Genomic DNA, 16,987 nt, shown 5'->3' on the forward strand with positions numbered 1-16,987 from the left:
GAATTCAAATCATGAAAAAGATCTTACTTTTAGGTGCAATTGTAGCCTCATTGGCAGCGTGTTCCACAACACCAAATAAAGAGATGACGCCACCAAAAATTGGTATGGCAAACCCTGCGAGCAAATATTGTGTAGAGCAAGGTGGTCAGTTAGAAATTAAAAATGAAGCCAATGGTCAGGTTGGATACTGTAAGTTACCCAATGGTCAAGTTGTCGAAGAGTGGGAGTTATTCCGCGCAAACCAGCCAAAATGTCTAGCAGATGAAGCGACGAAGCTCATTGGTCAGTCTGGATTAAGCGAAGATCAAATCAAACAGAAAACCAAATCAGAGATTGTTCGCAGTGTTGGACCAAACCAGCCTGTCACCATGGATTATCGTGAAAATCGTGTGACGGTAACGATTGACCCTCAGTCTAAGAAGATTACTCAAGCAACGTGTGGTTAATCATTAAAGGCTGTTTAGGCTCTCAATTAGATCAAATTTAATTGGGAGCTTTTTTATACAAGCTATCACATTGGACTTGATAAATTGAGAAATGTACCCATCAATTAGTTTATTGAGTTTATTTTATTTGTTGTGTCAGGATTGATTGTTCAAGATTGCACAAGGTTTTAATTTTCGAGATTTGACATGAATCTACTTCTTATCGTGGTATTTGGCACAATTGCTGAAGTTTTAGTCTGGATTGGCGTGGGTGACCTCGTTGGAAGTATGTGGTATGTCTTTTTCTGGTTCATTATCGCATTCTTCATTGGCCTGAATATGGTTCGTTCAAGTACATCGGGTATTATGCCTCAATTGCAGCAAATGCAGATGACAGGCCAATTAGGTGGTGATCCAGCAGTCACCAAGAAATTAGCACTGGCGATGTCTGGTTTTCTATTGATGGTTCCCGGTTTAATTTCTGATGTATTGGCTGTATTAGTTTTAATTCCACCTGTTCAAACGGCGTTTCGCAATGCATTGATGAAAACCATGGCCAAGCGTCAGCAAGCCATGATGGATAAAATGATGGGTGGTATGGGCGGTGGTGCTGCAGGCCCGAATCCATTTGCTGATTTGATGCGTCAGATGCAGGATATGCAGAATCAACAAGGTGGTGGTCAGTATCGTGATTCAACCATTATTGATGGTGAAGCACGTGAAGTAAAACCTGATCAGAAGAAAATTGAATTTAAAGATGTGAATTGATTTTAATTTGCTTCAAAAAGCACACTTGATCAAGTGTGCTTTTTTTATGGCTTATCTTTTGGGTCTTGAGGATTCTGTCTGGGTTCGGAGGTAGCAGCTAAGTTGGCTTCCTTACTTTGTGGTTGGTAATGGCTCGGTTGCAGTGTCGTAACCTCATTTTCTGATTGTTTATACTTTCGACTGCGGTTTGCCCGTTCGCGAAATCCACCTTTATTAATTAATTGAGTCATGCTGTATTCCATAACATGCAAAAGTTTATTTTATCAAATTACGTGAAAGATCAAAATAATATTAAGCACTTAAAGATTTGCTTAAAATCAAAATTCTAATCAAATTGTCATAAAAAATTGTTAATTTGAATGGGTAGGTCAGAAAACTAGATTGAATTCTTGGTTTTTTTTTCATAGGATAAAAGTGCGACATATGAAATTGTTGTAAAAAGAAAATAAAAAATAAGTGGTAGGAGGAATTAATGATGTTATATCAATATCATTGTGCATGTTGTGACAAGGTTGTTGCATCAACTGATAAAGAGTGCCCACACTGTGGCTCTCATCATATCCGCAGTCCGTATGGCATGTGGATGTTCTGTGTGGCGGCATGTCTGGCAGTTGTGGTAGTCATTAAGCTTGCACATTTGTATACGCAACATCATCAAGAAGATCAGCCAGTTCAAAGCAATTCACTCTTTGAAATGTTTAAGCAAGATAATACCAATTCGAATAAATGATGTTAGGGGTAATAAAAAAGCTCGCAAATGCGAGCTTTTTTATAAAAGAGCAGTGTGGATTACAATCCAGCAGCATCTTTAAGGATTTCAACTTTATCAGTTTTTTCCCACGTGAATGCAGAATCAGAACCTTCACGACCAAAGTGACCATAAGCTGCAGTTTGCTTATACATCGGTTGGATCAGGTTCAGCATACGAGTAATACCATATGGGCGTAAGTCAAAGTGTTCGCGCACCAATTGAATAATTAACTCGTCTGATACTTTACCAGTATTGAACGTATTAATAGAAATTGACGTTGGTTCAGCAACACCGATTGCATAACTCACTTGGATTTCGCATTTATCTGCTAAACCAGCAGCAACAATATTTTTTGCCACATAACGACCGGCATATGCAGCAGAGCGGTCTACTTTCGATGGATCTTTACCAGAGAAAGCACCACCACCATGGCGTGCCATACCGCCATAAGTATCGACAATAATTTTACGGCCTGTTAAACCACAGTCACCTACAGGGCCGCCAATTACAAACATACCCGTTGGGTTGATGTGGAATTTAGTACCAGCATGGAACATTTCAGCAGGGATGATTGGCTTAACAATCTCTTCAATAATCGCTTCTTTAAGCTGAATTTGAGAGATTTCAGGATCATGTTGAGTTGATAATACAACTGCATCTAAACGAACTGGTTTGCCATTTTCATAAGCAAAAGTCACTTGGCTTTTCGCATCTGGGCGTAACCAAGGTAATACACCTGAACGGCGTAATTCTGCTTGACGCTCCATTAAGCGGTGTGCATAAGAGATCGGAGCAGGCATGAGTACATCTGTCTCACGGCTTGCATAACCAAACATAAGGCCTTGGTCACCTGCACCTTGATCTTCTGGCTTTTGGCGGTCAACACCTTGTGCAATCTCAGGAGATTGTTTACCGATCATGTTGATCACGGCACAAGTCGAACCATCAAAACCTAAATCAGAATGGTGGTAGCCGATCCCATTTACGGTTTGACGTACAATCGCTTCGAAGTCCACATTTGCTGTTGTTGTGATTTCACCAGCAAGAACAACCGCACCTGTTTTTACTAATGTTTCACAAGCGACACGCGCATACGGGTCTTCTTTTAGGATTGCATCTAAAATTGCATCGCTAATTTGGTCAGCCATTTTATCTGGATGACCTTCGCTTACAGATTCTGAAGTAAAAACAGCATACTCGCGCATGAACGTCCTATCATTGGTATTTTCAAAAAGACAGAGTATGTTACATCGACTTGGCGGATAGGACTAGCACAAGCTGACTAAAAAGCATGAATTTATTTCATTTTCATGATGTTTTTATTGATATGAGTATCAGCAAAAGTGATATTTGGTGATTTTGATATGAATAAATCTGTAATTTGATGTTCTAATTATTATCATTCTGTTGTGTGTTCTGTTTATCACTTGAACATTTACACAGATAATGCCAAATGAATGCGGGAAAAATAAGAAATATCGTGTATTGCACTTTACCCACTGTCGTTTTTTTAAGACAATAGTCTCAGTTTTTGAAAGATGATTTCTCATCTTCTCTCATCTTATTTGATTTAATCGGATTCTGACTTATGACAACCCCTTTAAATGAACGTCGTATTGCAAACGCAATTCGTGTCTTGGCAATGGATGCTGTGCAACAAGCAAACTCAGGGCATCCAGGTGCACCAATGGGGATGGCAGATATCGCTGATGTTGTTTGGCGTGAATTTTTAAATCATAACCCAAGCAACCCACAATGGGCGAACCGCGACCGTTTCGTATTGTCGAATGGCCATGGTTCAATGTTGCAATATGCATTATTGCATTTGACTGGTTATGATTTATCTATTGAAGATTTAAAACAATTCCGTCAATTACATTCTAAAACACCGGGCCACCCTGAATATGGTTATGCGCCTGGTATCGAAACTACAACAGGTCCATTGGGTCAGGGTATTGCCAATGCGGTTGGTTTCGCTTTAGCTGAAAAAACTTTAGCAGCTCAGTTCAACAAAGACGGTTTGAATGTTGTTGACCACTTCACTTACTGTTTCTTAGGTGATGGCTGTTTGATGGAAGGTATTTCTCACGAAGTATGTTCACTTGCAGGTACTTTGGGTCTTGGTAAACTTGTTGCGTACTATGACGACAACGGTATTTCGATTGATGGTGAAGTTGAAGGTTGGTTCAGCGATGATACTGAACAGCGTTTCAAAGCGTATGGTTGGCAAGTTCTTCGTGTAGATGGTCATGATGCCGCTGCAATTCGCCAAGCAACTGTTGAAGCGAAAGCTGAAACCAATAAACCAACCATCATCATCTGTAAAACGATTATTGGTCTAGGTTCACCAAATAAACAAGGTAAAGAAGATTGCCACGGTGCACCATTGGGTAAAGACGAAATCGTTTTAACTCGTGAAGCATTAGGCTGGAAAGAAGATTCATTTGTTATCCCAGAAGATGTATATGCAGCTTGGGATGCAAAAGCAAAAGGTCAAACTTCTGAAGCAGCTTGGAATGAATTGTTCGCGCAATACCAAGCAAAATATCCAACTGAAGCGGCTGAATTATTACGTCGCATCAATGGTGATTTACCTGCTGAATTTGCTGCACAGGCAGATGCATTTATTGCTGAGACTAATGCAAAAGCGGAAACCATTGCAACGCGTAAAGCAAGCCAAAATACCTTACAGGCCTTTGGTCCATTACTTCCTGAGTTATTGGGTGGTTCTGCTGACTTGGCGGGTTCTAACTTAACACTTTGGAAAGGTTGCCAAGGTGTACAAGAAAACCCAGCGGGTAACTACGTGTACTACGGTGTGCGTGAATTCGGTATGACAGCAATTGCAAACGGCGTGGCTTTACACGGTGGCTTTGTTCCTTATGTTGCAACATTCTTGATGTTTATGGAATATGCACGTAATGCGGTACGTATGTCTGCATTGATGAAGCAACGTGTGATTCATGTGTATACGCATGACTCGATCGGTTTGGGTGAAGATGGTCCTACGCATCAACCAATTGAACAAATTGCATCATTGCGTGGTACACCAAACTTAAATACATGGCGTCCATGTGACACAGTTGAAGCTGCTGTTTCTTGGAAATCTGCACTTCAACGTAAAGATGGCCCATCAGCGTTAATTTTCTCTCGTCAAAACTTGCCATTCCAAGCACGTAATGAAGCTCAAATTCAAAACGTTGCAAAAGGTGGTTATGTACTTGCTGAAGAAAAAGGCGAGTTAAAAGCAATCATCATCGCAACAGGTTCAGAAGTTTCATTGGCAATGGAAGCATATGCACAGCTTGAAGGTGTACGTGTCGTATCTATGCCATGTGCTGAAGAGTTTATGAAGCAAGATGCTGCTTACCGTGAAACTGTATTACCAGCGCATATCCGTGCGCGTGTAGCGGTAGAAGCGGCTCATGTGGATTACTGGTGGAAGTTTGTTGGTTTAGACGGCAAAGTGATCGGTATGACCACTTACGGCGAATCTGCACCAGCAAAAGACTTGTTCCAATTCTTCGGTATTACCACTGAAGCGGTTATTGCTGCGGTTAAAGAATTGACTGCTTAATCAAATTAAGTGGTATAAAAAAGCGTCCTGATTCAGGGCGCTTTTTTACATATGTGCATTGAGTTTCTTAAAACAATGATGATAGAAAGTTAAAGAAATTATGAAATACTCTTTGGTTTTATAAGTGAATAAAAATTATGATGAATTACATACACCCACATTTATTTTCAATAATTTGTAGAATCGCTGCTAACCAGACTTATTATTTTGAGTGTGATGACTGGCGTTTAAAACTTAGAGAAGCTTTATTTGAACAAAGTACCATGGCTGATCTCGATATAGGTTTTGATACAGAAATTCTTTTCACAGAAGATCCAAAACAAAATTTATTTAAATATCAATTGTTTAAATATACAGACAGTTTAATTCAGAGTTTGAACGACGTTGAAAATTTATCTACTTGGCGGGTCTTTGGAGTCAATTGTATTGATATGTATGAAACACATTTTTTGAAGATGGCAAGCTTGGATATGGTTCATAATTTTGAAAAAACAGAGTTTTTTCCGCAATACAAGACCAAAATTATGGAACTGATTAACATGCTTTTAACCAATAAGTATGGTTATGAGTTAAGAAGTGTCGATGAAAAATATATTAAATTGGACCAGAAACAGGGGCTTTTCTTCTGTCCAGATGACAAAAGCGAAGCGAATTGGTATGACTTAATGTATATGATTATAAGTCCAGAAGCAAAACAGATCATTCCTCCAGATATGTTGGAGGAATTTAAATGTCAGGAATTATCTTACCAGTTCAGTATTAGTTTTTTATAAATATGGTCTTTAAAATAAAGACCATATTTATATGTGTTATCTGATACTTAATTCACTCTGAATCGAAATATTTGATGTTAATAACTTATGAATCGGGCAGCTTTCCGCGACTTTTAATAAACGCTTATGCTGATCCTCGGTAAATTCACCTTTTAAGATAATTTTACGTTCAATATTATTTTGACCTGATTCAGGCTCACCATTAGGATTTAAGGCTAAATCGACCTGCACATGCTCAAGTTTAATCCCTTTATGATTGGCATACATTTCTAGAGTAATGGTCGTACAGGCACCTAAAGCCGACAGTAAAAGCTGAACTGGGTTAGGTGCTGTATCTTGACCACCTTTATCTGTAGGTTCATCTGCATACCAAGTATGACCAGCAGGGTCTGTCAAGCTAACGCGATAAGGTGTGGATGTACTGAGTGCTTGTGCTGTATGTGTCATGTTTTACCTTGTTGTTTATCGTGAAGTATCTAAATCAAAATATACTCATTGATCATGTGAGCTTGCCGATCAATTGTCCAGTATCGAATAGGCTTATGATATTGATTTTTGATAAGCGCTGTAACGCTTTTATTGTTGCACTGGTGAAACATATCGTTTTATAAAGACTAGTGAATAAAAATACTTGATCTATACACTAATCACTATATCAAACAAGGATACGAAAAATGCAATTTAAAACATTAAGCCTCGGTTTAGCAGTCGCTTTAGCTAGTTCTGTAACGTTGGCTGCGCCAGTCGACTATAAAATTGACCCAACCCACACAGCAACTGTATTCAGCTGGAATCACTTTGGTTTCTCTACACCAAGTGCAAATTTCACTGATATTCAAGGGACAATTAAAGTTGATACTGCAAAACCTGCAAATTCATCTGTGGAAGTGACGATTCCTTTAAGTAGTGTAAATACTAATGTTGCTGCTTTGGACAAAGAATTCCAAGAAGAAGCTTGGTTTAATGCTGCGAAATACCCGAACATTACTTTCAAAAGTACTAAAGTAGAAACTAAAGACAAGAAACACTTCAAAATTACAGGTGATTTAACCGTGAAAGGCGTAACTAAACCTGTGGTATTAGATGCTGTACTGAATAAACAAGGCGAGCATCCAATGGCGAAAGTACCTGCAATTGGTTTTAATGCAACAACAAGCTTTAACCGTTCTGCATTTGGTATCGGTAACTATGTACCTAATGTTGGTGACAAGATCACGGTGAATATTACAACCGAAGCAACTGCTGCGAAGTAATATCATATTGCATAAAAAAGCCTAGATCATCATCTAGGCTTTTTTATGGTTGTGATGGTCAGATTTATTAAAATACTAATATTTATATAAAATAAGAGTACTAATAAGTCATTTGATGAAAAATTAGCTATGTTTTATTTTAGATCTACGTTTGGATTGGTAAATATAGCGAATGGAGTCGACCACTTCACCAACAAAAATACATTCTTCATCTAGGGGAATGATATTGGGCTTGAATTCTGGATTCAATGCTTGTAGATATCTTGAATTATCGGTTTCGATCACTAGACGCTTAAATGTCGCATCTTCATGCTTTCTCACCACAATCATGTCACCCGATTGCATATCGCTATATTGCACAGTAGGGTCAACTAAAATGTAATCACCCTCATGAAAGACAGGATAATTACTTAAACCTTGTACCTTTAAATAAAAACAGTCATCACAATCATCGGGTAGTGGCAGCCATTCCTCAATCTGTGTGATATCAACCGATTCAACATTGGTAAACACACCAGCCTGTACCCAAGACAATACGGGCGCCATATTGGCCTTTACCGGGGTGATATTCAAAATATCATCATGGCCTGATTCTTTTGGCGTAGCACTGCCAAGACCCGTTTGTAGCCAATAAGCATCTACACCCAAAAAATTAGCAATCGAGGGTAAATGAGATGAGGAACTGACCAGTCCGGTCTCAAGCTGGCTGAGGGCTGATTGGGTAATGCCTACAGCAACAACCACATCTTTTTGAGACTTCTTGGCTTTTTTTCTTGCTTCTTTGAGCCGATCTTTAAGCATTTTAATGCACCTTAAATCAATAAATTAAGAATATTAGCAAGCTAATGTGAAGTCAAATTAGTATACTTATTGAATTAATATTAGTTTGCTAATATAATTGACCTATCCATGAAGTTATAAATGCTAGAGGTGCGGTATGAACAAACTCATCAATCCAAACATGCATATTAAGCAGAATTTAAATGCAGAAATTGAAGCATGGTTGGCTCAAGGTAATGCAATCACAACGATTCAAAATAACTATGAACAAAGATTGAAAGCAAGACCAAGCCATGTTGCAACGTTTGTATCTCAAGAAAAAACACAAAAAGAATTAAAGCGGCTCGAAAGAGTTGCGAAGCAGGCCACAGAAGATCAAATCCAGATGTTCAGTGCTTGGTTGGATGAGCAAAAGGGGCGAGCGAAAGCCTTGGTGAACGTTTTAGGTTGTGCACATAGTTATATTTCTCAAATTAAAAGTGCAACCAGACCTTGTACTAAAACACGATTTGAAGAAATTTATCAGGCAATGAAGCTTGTAGAAGTCAGGGAAAAATATCACTAAGCACATCAAACTTGAACTTAAAGTAAGTGCACGATGAATACTGAGAAATAACACAAGACTTGATTTATTCAATTTACATTTTATAAAACATGAATCAAGCCCAAAATGAAATGACATTGGTTTAGGTGACGATATGAATGCAAGTATTGCAAAGTTTGAAAAATTTGAATGGTTGACGCAGGGTTTAACACTAAGCTCAGCGGGTTTAGAGCCATTTATTCGTGGGACAGGCGATCGTCCTTTAAATTATGAAGATCGTTTAGGTGCAATCGCATCTATGAATACACAATTGGCAAAGTCGGTGACAGCGCTCATTGTATTTGAGCATAAAAGCAAGAGCGATTATGACTATGTTCGCCAGTATTTGACAGACCTTTTTATAGAACAAGCCGAGCGAGATAAAAAACGTGAGCCAGAACGTATTGCGATGTATCACTTGGCTTGGTTAGTGGCGCGGATGGTATTGGATTTTGTGCTAGATCCTGAGTTGGAGGAAAACTATACAGCAAAAGGGCGTCTTGCTTATGCAGGTATTCATCGACTACAGATGAATGTCGAGAGTTATAGAAAGACATGGAAGGGTTATGAAAGCTTAATGATTCAGACGATTGAAATAGCTATCTATGAGGCTGAAACCACAATTGAACAATACCGGAAAAATACTTACAAAAATATGCAGGCTTAGGGATTCCATTATTTCGGAAACTAGGCTATAGTTTTTATATACTGGTCGTATTACATTTGACTTCGACCAAATTGAAAAGCTCACATCTAGTGGGCTTTTTTATTGCCTAAAAACTCGGTATCCGTCAGGAGCCGAGTTTTTTTATATCTGAAGAAAAGCAATCGTCCATTTAATTTTATAGCTGGGTGCTTTAAAAGCCACTCAATAACGCAAGGTGATTAAAATGAATTGTATCAATAATATGATGTTGGGTTCTTTTTCAATTAAACACTTAGACATTCTTTCTTATGCAGAAATTGTACCTGCGGTCATGCGTACCACAGCAGATCGATCTGGTATGACGTATATCCATGGAAATGATCAACTTGGTTCAATAAAAATAACAGAGGTAGTCGATGGATCTTTAGCTGTTTCTGCCTATTTTCAAGCACAAAAAGGCCGATTTTCATTTACCCATGCCAGTACCGCAAACCAGTCAATTGTGATTTTGGGGGTAAATCACCAGCCTGAAAATATCGTGGCAGTCAATCAAATTGAATATGGTTTTGTCATTTATAGTCATTTTGACGCTGGTAAATTCGTGGTGGTATTGGGTGATTTTAATAGCTTAAACAATGTCACTTATATCCAAGATAACCCATCCGAAAACCCCATAGTGACCTTTGAAATTACCAGTTCTCAATCGATGAATGTTTATATTGATTATGAATTTGTTGGTGCATGGCATTCAAATAATGCATTGAAATTGCCACAGTATTATCAAGTGGTTGCACAGGAAGGTTTAACTCAGCTTGATTTTGATTTGCGTGAAGCCTACGCCAGTTTGGATTTTAAAATGCCTCCTGAACTTGAAGATGGTATCTATTATCACTTAACCAGTCATGGTGAAATCTTGGGTTCAGAAGTCAAGGTCGGGGACTTTGTGCAGTTTCATGATCAGCAAAGTTGGATGATGCATTATCCGCAATAAATTATAGATTGTATTTTTAATTGTTTTAACTGTGGGAGGATATTAATAAGCAATTTATTTTAACTTTTATTAACCGAGTATTAAATCCTTTATTTAAATTATAAGTCACCATTCGGTGATTTTTGGAGAAGAAAAATGAATATTTTATCTGTAGAGAGTATTTCTGAATTACTATCAATTAAAGGGCCTGTGGATGGACAAGTAGTTATAGTGAAAAATTATTATGATAATAAAATTGGTCTAGGAGGTAATTTTGTATATAGGTCGGAAAATATTAATAAAACTGATAATGGAATTTTTTTTAATGGTTGGGAAAGGCAGGTTGAAGGTGAGTACCTAATAGAGTTCTGGGGGGTTGTTTCAGACGGTAAAGATCAATCTTTAAATATCCAAAAGGCACTAGATTTTTGTTTGAAGAACTCAATCAATTATTTGACAACTTTAGGTAAATCTAGTTATCTGTTAGATAGGACCATATTTTTTAAACCATCTTTAGTGATAGAACCTTGGGGTTATGGTGATAAACAATTTGTATTTGATTTAAAAGGTACTTCGTTTATAACAAATAATGATAGTTTAACCTTTTTTAAAATATTGAGAGATCATATCCTTATAAAAAATATTGGAATTTTTGGAACTTATGGTAAGCAGCAAAGAGGGATAGTATATGGCTATGATATGGAGGAAAAGCATATAGCGAATACGAGAGAGTCAGTAATGTGGTGTGGACTAGATAATGTTAAATTTGGTGGTCTGGATATTGGAATGCAATTAAATCCAAATTATGGTGGCTATGGTATGTATTATCATAAATTTTGTAATATTGATGCTAGAGATGTAAAAATATTAATTTATGGTGAACAGACAACAACAACAAAGATTGATATTGATGCTGGGCGAGGAAGTAATAAAGTAACTAGAACAGAATTTAAAAATATTACGCATAATCGCGGTTCTTGCACAATCTTTTTTAAAGACATAGAAACAACTAATTTTAGTGGAATTTATGCTGAAGATATAAATTATGATGATTCAAGATTGCCAGATGGAAAGGCTGTTTGTGTTTTTATACCAAAAGCTCAAAGCTATAATCAGCTTGCCTATGATAATAATGGTTTGAGTTTTAATGGTGCTTTTGAGTATATTAATAGATCTTATAATTTTCAGCAGCCTAATCAACCGGTAATATGGGATGTTGTTGATTCTATTGCTTTAAGAGATGAGGTGTTGGGGAAGCAAGGTGAAAGTTTGGTGATTAGTGGGAGTAATATTGGGAAAAATTTATTTAACAGAAATTTAAATATAAATAACAATCTTGGTTCTATTGATGCATATCCTGTCACAATGATTAAAGATAAAACATCACCTTCAGATAGAGCTAGCTATCCATTTCCTGATTCTGATTTTTGGGGAGCTTTGATTAATATAAGTTCTACGGCATATCAATCGCCTGAAACAATGCAAATATTAGGATCAGCAGTAGAGAATATATTAAGATTAAGATTTTTTTCATCTGGTAACTGGAGTAATTGGCAGGAAATATTAACAACAAAAAATAGTTATGGTTTAGGTAGCTCTTGGAAATATTTAGAAAATCAGAACTTAAATAATTTTAAGTTCACTGGTGGGGGATTGAGAATAGCTCAGGTTAATTTTAATAATGGTAATATAAGTATAGCCAGTAGTTACCCCCAAAATAATAATGTTTATGGGGCCTTAGCATGGATTGGATCAACTTCACCAAATTCTCAAGAAGGAATGCAAGTTTTATTTTCAGTTTCACCATTAAATATTTATTATCGAGCTTATACAAGTGTTTGGTCTGAATGGAGGAGACTATCTACTTCTAGTTAATGGAATATTTACTCTTTAAATGGAGTTGGTTAGCCGATTGGATAAATTTTTAATATAAAACCTAATCACTAAAACCCAAAATCCCTAATTTAATTAGGGATTTTTTTATTTATGGAGGATAAAATGACAGAGGTTGTTTCAGCGGGTGCAGGGATTGCAGCCGTGATTAAATCCTATGGAGTATTTTTTATAGTTGTCATGGCACTCACTTTTATGTTTTTGGCATGGATGGTGGTGATTATGACAAGGTTACCCAAGTCTCGACGTGAATGGGTGGTTTCACTTATTTCAACAGCAGTTGGCAGTATTGCAGGAGGTGCTTTTGTGATTCAGCATTTTGGCTTGCAAGCCTGGAGCGAAAATGCTTATGGCGCATTCGCATTAGGTGGTTTGTATTTTCTGTGTGGATTACCCGTTTGGGCAATTATTCGCTGGACTTTTAACTATATTAATGCCAGAGAAAACGCCACCATTTTAGATGTAGCAAAAGAGGTGAAAGACTTTAAAGACAAATTTTAAATAATAGATTCAATCAAATGCCGCCTTCGGGCGGTTTTTTATTATAAAGAGGAAAAAGACATGACAATAATACAAGATGGTTTCAATATTTTACGCAACAACTTTGGCAAGTTGAGTCAATCCCAAGTCGATGGCATCAACTTCCTCGTCTCGGTACTGGTTGGTGAGCAAACAATTACATCTGCTCAAGCTGCTTATATCTTGGCAACAGCTTGGCATGAAACAGCCAGAACCATGCAACCTGTGATCGAGTACGGTTCTGAAAAATATTTAAAATCTAAGCAGTATTATCCCTATATTGGCTATGGCTATGTGCAACTGACTTGGTTGGCAAACTATAAGAGAATGGGGGATTACTTAAAAATTGATTTAGTGAAAAATCCAAAATTGGCTTTACAAGCTGATATTGCAGCGCGTGTCATGATTGTCGGTATGAAAAAAGGGATGTTTACGGGCAAAAAGCTCGAAAATTACATCAATCAAGATAAAAAAGACTATATCAATGCGCGACGAATTATTAATGGAACAGATAAAGCCGAGCTGGTCGCAGGTTATGCAGAAATCTTTGAGCAAGCCCTGCAAGTTTCCGAAACAATGGTCATGCCTGATTAAAGTGCAGAAGTTCATTCCATATTGTTATGAACTTCTGTCTCGTCATTTAGCAGTTAGCTTATGCAGTCGCATTAAATGCATCTACATAAACGACTTCACCAGTGGGGATATGTTCAGTAAATGGCAAGATTTGGAAATATTCAGCAGGTACACCTTGCAAAACAAGTCTTGCATCTGCTTTAAAGCCAAATTTACTGTAATAAGCTGGATCACCCAGTAAAACACAACCCATAGCATCTAAATCTTTGAGTGCTTCAAGGCCAGCATGCATCAGTTTTGCACCCACACCCTGACCTTGATATTCAGGTAAAACTGAAATTGGCCCTAAGCCATACCAACCTTTGGTTCCATCTGAGATTTTCACAGGGGAAAATGCAATATGTCCAATCAGTTTATGGTTACTGATCGCAACCAAAGATAAACTCAATTGGCCTGAATTACGTAAAGCATTCACAATAAATTGCTCTGTATGACTGGAATGCTCTACAGTCACGAAAGCCGCTTGAGTTAAATCGAAAATACTTTGAATGTCTGTTGGCCGTTCATCACGAATGTGTATATTCATCTTTATTTTCTCTTGTGTTTCCTGATTTAGGATGGCCCGAATCTGCTTGAGAGCAGGGTTGGCTTGAGTGTATTTTTCACCATAACTAAGATTAAATGCATAATCGAAATTAACGGGGTTAATACCTTGATTGTGTTGCAAAATGGTCTCTAACTTATCCAATGCTTTAACCAGTCTGGCTTCAGCTGTTTTTGCATTTTCATATTCTTGCCATAATGCTCGAATCAAATTTTTCGTGTGTTCATCAAGACATTCGGTCAATTGATCAAGATCCTGTTTTTCCTGCTGATTCTTCGTTGGAAATTGATCTTTCATAATGGCTGGAATATCACCATGAAGAGCTTCACCCAAGTCATGAATCAGGCACATTTTTAGTGTCTTCTCGAGATTAATGTCCTCGAATTGATCTGCAAAGGTCATGGCCATTAAGCATAAACGCCAGCTATGTTCAGCGGTACTTTCTTGGCGACCATTGGAAGTATGTGAAAATCGCAGCACATTTTTTAGTTTTTCCGCTTCTCGTAAAAAAGCTAAGCGGTTTTGAATTACGTCTAGTTCCATTTTCTTTCTCAAAATAAACCATATGTAATTTGGATAAACCCGATCTAAGATTAGATTGATAGACATCATCTAAGTACAACCAAGGATTTATCCAAACCTATGGTTGTGTGTTAACGATTGTCTAACTGTGGGCGTACTGATCTAAGCCCATGTAAATTAATTTGATAGGGCTGTCCATTGATGGATTTAATCAGTTTTTTCTTTCTTAGCTTATTAAAAACGGCAAGGTCGCAATCGGACAGCAAGAAACCTTCACGGCTATAGCACTCTACAGCAATGGTTTGACCTGAGTCATCACGAAGTTTTACGATTTTTCCGCCTTTTGCTAAGACGTGCAGTGTCCGTTGTTCGGACTTAGATAAGTTCATGTTGTTATCCAGATAGAAATAATCAGAGGCAAAGTTAGGCTTAAAGCCCAAAAAATCGCGCAGATAACCAATTTCAATGTGCTACTGAAATTTAGTTACCAGATTACTGCTATCTCCAACATAGAACCCTCGATAAGGATGGGATACGACATGTATCGAAGAAAATATTAATGCAAGCTGAGTGAAAAATCAATCAATTGCTGGAAAAACGTTTTAAGGATCGTGTGACAATTATTTTTTTGAATGCTTTTGTTTGAGTTGTAAGTAAGCAGGTACGGATTTTTTGGCTTGCCGACGTAACATCATTTTGATGTATAGCACGATTGCAAAGCAGGCAGTAGCTACAGTGAGCATTAAACCGTTCATATAACTCATAACTGAACTGACATAGCCAATGGTGGCAAGACGACGCTGCATACGTTCAACTTGAGTGCTGGATTCAACACCTGTAATCGCCCAAGTACATAAATGTTCACAGTTGTTAATGATGAGATGGTAGTGGTTTTCGTGCATGCGTGAACGCATACGCCGTACCACTGTTTTGGCTTTGTAGCGTGGGGATGGATAATTCCTGATGTAAATTGGCTTATCACGTGCAAAACGTTGGATAGAAGTCATTTCAATGGGATGCTTTTTAAAGATATGGGCAAATCCAGAATAATGAATGACTCGACCGCGACCTGCATAAATGCCGTGGTGACTATAACCAAAGTGTTTTACGATCAGATGTGCGCCAATTGGAAAGCGTGGATGTCTTTGCTGCATGTGGATACAAGGTTATTGTATTTACCCTATTATTTTAGTGAAAAAATGTGAATCAATCGAGCTTATTTGTTCCGCTAAATCGATGATTGTGTGTGGTGTTTGTATCTGTCATTCAGCCTTGAGCTTTGCTATGAGAAAATAGACCAAATTGATCTTAAATATTTACCATGATGAAAAATTGGCTACTGTTCACTTTTACATTTTTAGCTGCCTCCACTCCTTATGCAATGCAGCATCAAACCATTCAATTTAAGCAACAACACTATGATGTCATCAAAGTCGAACAGCTGGATCAATTACAATTATTTTTAAAAAGTCCTAAAACTAATCGCTACTACCAAAAGTTTGCCGCGATTCAAAAAGCGCTACCTGCTTGTGAGCAACTCAGTTTTGCCATGAATGCAGGGATGTATCATGCAGATTCTCAACCTGTAGGTTTATATGTCGAAAATGCTAAAGAGCTAGCGAAATTAAATGAGACACAGGGCTTTGGTAATTTCTTTATGCAGCCGAATGGGGTGGTGGCGTGGAATGATCATCGTGCTGTGATTAAAACGACTGCTGATTATAAGCATGATCAATTTAAAGCGCAGTTTGCAACACAGTCAGGGCCCATGTTGATCTATAAGGGCAAAATCAATAGCCAGTTTCTCGCTGATTCGAGCTCATTAAAAATTAGAAATGGGGTGGGTATTAAAGACAATCAGTTGTATTTTGTGATTTCACAACAACGGGTGAGTTTTTATCAATTTGCACAATTTTTTAAGCAGCAATTGAAAATCGACAATGCTCTGTATTTGGATGGTTCGATTTCAAGTTTGTATTCAGCACAAACTAAACGACATGATAAAAATTTTAACTTAGGACCAATTGTGGCAGAAGTGAATAGAGAGAAGTGTAAGTCGTATTGACTCCCTAATCTCTTAATCAAAAGAGATTAGGGAAAGCTTATTTTTATTGGATTGGCGGGTTGATCATCGCAAGTAATTCTTTGCGGCTATAACCTCGGGAAATCAGTACTTTTTTGATGCCTTTAATCACATCTTCATCTGTTGCTTTGACTAAAGCATCCAACAGTTGTTCATTGGTTTTGCAAGAACAATCATTTTCAACGCAAGAAGTTTGGTTCTTGTGTTCGTTATATTGTTCATCTGCATTGAACAGTTTTTGCCAAAAACTCATAGAGCCTTCATATA

General features: G+C 37.6%; 21 protein-coding genes. 13 read left to right on the plus strand and 8 right to left on the minus strand.

Annotated elements, in window-relative coordinates:
- Positions 1–11: 11 nt before the first annotated feature.
- Positions 12–446, plus strand: coding sequence for a putative hemolysin (locus tag V6E90_RS12780; protein WP_332605528.1), 435 nt, complete (start codon positions 12–14; stop codon positions 444–446).
- Positions 447–632: 186 nt separating this feature from the next.
- Positions 633–1,193, plus strand: coding sequence for an FxsA family protein (locus tag V6E90_RS12785; RefSeq protein ID WP_016660343.1), 561 nt, complete (start codon positions 633–635; stop codon positions 1,191–1,193).
- Positions 1,194–1,237: 44 nt separating this feature from the next.
- Here V6E90_RS12785 and V6E90_RS12790 read toward each other — a convergent pair whose 3' ends face one another.
- A complete protein-coding gene (locus V6E90_RS12790) occupies positions 1,238–1,423 on the minus strand; it encodes a hypothetical protein (protein ID WP_332605529.1) in 186 nt (61 codons plus the stop codon).
- Positions 1,424–1,665: 242 nt separating this feature from the next.
- Here V6E90_RS12790 and V6E90_RS12795 point away from each other — a divergent pair, with 242 nt between their 5' ends.
- Positions 1,666–1,923 (plus strand): hypothetical protein, encoded by a 258-nt coding sequence (locus V6E90_RS12795; protein ID WP_004653110.1) that lies wholly within the window; start codon positions 1,666–1,668, stop codon positions 1,921–1,923.
- Between the two features lie 59 nt (positions 1,924–1,982).
- Here the strand turns inward: V6E90_RS12795 and metK are convergent, their stop codons facing one another.
- Positions 1,983–3,149 (minus strand): methionine adenosyltransferase, encoded by a 1,167-nt coding sequence (gene metK, locus V6E90_RS12800; protein ID WP_332605530.1) that lies wholly within the window; start codon positions 3,147–3,149, stop codon positions 1,983–1,985.
- A 383-nt stretch (positions 3,150–3,532) separates the two neighbouring features.
- On the opposite strand from metK, the gene tkt reads away from it, so the two are divergent.
- Both tkt and V6E90_RS12810 read left to right on the plus strand, forming a co-directional pair.
- On the plus strand, positions 3,533–5,521 hold the full coding sequence (tkt, locus tag V6E90_RS12805; protein ID WP_332605531.1) for a transketolase: 1,989 nt from the start codon (positions 3,533–3,535) through the stop codon (positions 5,519–5,521).
- A 140-nt stretch (positions 5,522–5,661) separates the two neighbouring features.
- A complete protein-coding gene (locus tag V6E90_RS12810) occupies positions 5,662–6,294 on the plus strand; it encodes a hypothetical protein (RefSeq protein WP_332605597.1) in 633 nt (210 codons plus the stop codon).
- A 36-nt stretch (positions 6,295–6,330) separates the two neighbouring features.
- Here the strand turns inward: V6E90_RS12810 and V6E90_RS12815 are convergent, their stop codons facing one another.
- Entirely contained in the window at positions 6,331–6,741 is a 411-nt protein-coding gene (locus tag V6E90_RS12815) for an OsmC family protein (RefSeq protein ID WP_332605532.1), read from the minus strand.
- 227 nt (positions 6,742–6,968) lie between these two features.
- On the opposite strand from V6E90_RS12815, the gene V6E90_RS12820 reads away from it, so the two are divergent.
- Positions 6,969–7,547 (plus strand): YceI family protein, encoded by a 579-nt coding sequence (locus V6E90_RS12820; RefSeq protein WP_005189293.1) that lies wholly within the window; start codon positions 6,969–6,971, stop codon positions 7,545–7,547.
- A gap of 123 nt (positions 7,548–7,670) precedes the next feature.
- Here V6E90_RS12820 and V6E90_RS12825 read toward each other — a convergent pair whose 3' ends face one another.
- Positions 7,671–8,348: a LexA family protein gene (locus V6E90_RS12825; RefSeq protein ID WP_332605533.1), complete on the minus strand. Its 678-nt coding sequence runs from the start codon at positions 8,346–8,348 to the stop codon at positions 7,671–7,673.
- Positions 8,349–8,484: 136 nt separating this feature from the next.
- Here V6E90_RS12825 and V6E90_RS12830 point away from each other — a divergent pair, with 136 nt between their 5' ends.
- The 6 genes from V6E90_RS12830 (at position 8,485) to V6E90_RS12855 (ending at position 13,532) form a co-directional block, all read left to right on the plus strand.
- Entirely contained in the window at positions 8,485–8,892 is a 408-nt protein-coding gene (locus tag V6E90_RS12830) for a hypothetical protein (RefSeq protein ID WP_016540419.1), read from the plus strand.
- Positions 8,893–9,025: 133 nt separating this feature from the next.
- The gene (locus tag V6E90_RS12835) at positions 9,026–9,577 is read left to right on the plus strand and encodes a hypothetical protein (RefSeq protein ID WP_332605534.1); all 552 of its coding nucleotides are present in this window, start codon (positions 9,026–9,028) and stop codon (positions 9,575–9,577) included.
- Positions 9,578–9,800: 223 nt separating this feature from the next.
- The gene (locus V6E90_RS12840; RefSeq protein ID WP_332605535.1) at positions 9,801–10,547 is read left to right on the plus strand and encodes a hypothetical protein; all 747 of its coding nucleotides are present in this window, start codon (positions 9,801–9,803) and stop codon (positions 10,545–10,547) included.
- A 135-nt stretch (positions 10,548–10,682) separates the two neighbouring features.
- Positions 10,683–12,401: a hypothetical protein gene (locus V6E90_RS12845; RefSeq protein WP_332605536.1), complete on the plus strand. Its 1,719-nt coding sequence runs from the start codon at positions 10,683–10,685 to the stop codon at positions 12,399–12,401.
- Between the two features lie 123 nt (positions 12,402–12,524).
- Complete coding sequence (locus V6E90_RS12850) at positions 12,525–12,920, plus strand: hypothetical protein (RefSeq protein ID WP_332605537.1); 396 nt, start codon at positions 12,525–12,527, stop codon at positions 12,918–12,920.
- A 60-nt stretch (positions 12,921–12,980) separates the two neighbouring features.
- The gene (locus V6E90_RS12855; protein ID WP_332605538.1) at positions 12,981–13,532 is read left to right on the plus strand and encodes a hypothetical protein; all 552 of its coding nucleotides are present in this window, start codon (positions 12,981–12,983) and stop codon (positions 13,530–13,532) included.
- Between the two features lie 58 nt (positions 13,533–13,590).
- On the opposite strand, the gene V6E90_RS12860 is transcribed toward V6E90_RS12855, so the two are convergent.
- The 3 genes from V6E90_RS12860 to V6E90_RS12870 form a co-directional block, all read right to left on the minus strand.
- Positions 13,591–14,658: a bifunctional HD family hydrolase/N-acetyltransferase gene (locus V6E90_RS12860; RefSeq protein WP_332605539.1), complete on the minus strand. Its 1,068-nt coding sequence runs from the start codon at positions 14,656–14,658 to the stop codon at positions 13,591–13,593.
- A 110-nt stretch (positions 14,659–14,768) separates the two neighbouring features.
- Positions 14,769–15,026 (minus strand): YjhX family toxin, encoded by a 258-nt coding sequence (locus V6E90_RS12865; protein WP_005241091.1) that lies wholly within the window; start codon positions 15,024–15,026, stop codon positions 14,769–14,771.
- A 231-nt stretch (positions 15,027–15,257) separates the two neighbouring features.
- A complete protein-coding gene (locus V6E90_RS12870) occupies positions 15,258–15,791 on the minus strand; it encodes a lecithin retinol acyltransferase family protein (RefSeq protein WP_016540412.1) in 534 nt (177 codons plus the stop codon).
- Between the two features lie 167 nt (positions 15,792–15,958).
- Here V6E90_RS12870 and V6E90_RS12875 point away from each other — a divergent pair, with 167 nt between their 5' ends.
- Positions 15,959–16,702 (plus strand): phosphodiester glycosidase family protein, encoded by a 744-nt coding sequence (locus tag V6E90_RS12875; protein WP_332605540.1) that lies wholly within the window; start codon positions 15,959–15,961, stop codon positions 16,700–16,702.
- A gap of 43 nt (positions 16,703–16,745) precedes the next feature.
- Here V6E90_RS12875 and V6E90_RS12880 read toward each other — a convergent pair whose 3' ends face one another.
- Entirely contained in the window at positions 16,746–16,973 is a 228-nt protein-coding gene (locus tag V6E90_RS12880; RefSeq protein WP_005152392.1) for a hypothetical protein, read from the minus strand.
- Positions 16,974–16,987: the final 14 nt, after the last annotated feature.

The sequence above is a fragment of the Acinetobacter sp. ESBL14 genome (assembly GCF_036668815.1).
Classification (GTDB): Bacteria; Pseudomonadota; Gammaproteobacteria; order Pseudomonadales; family Moraxellaceae; genus Acinetobacter; species Acinetobacter gyllenbergii.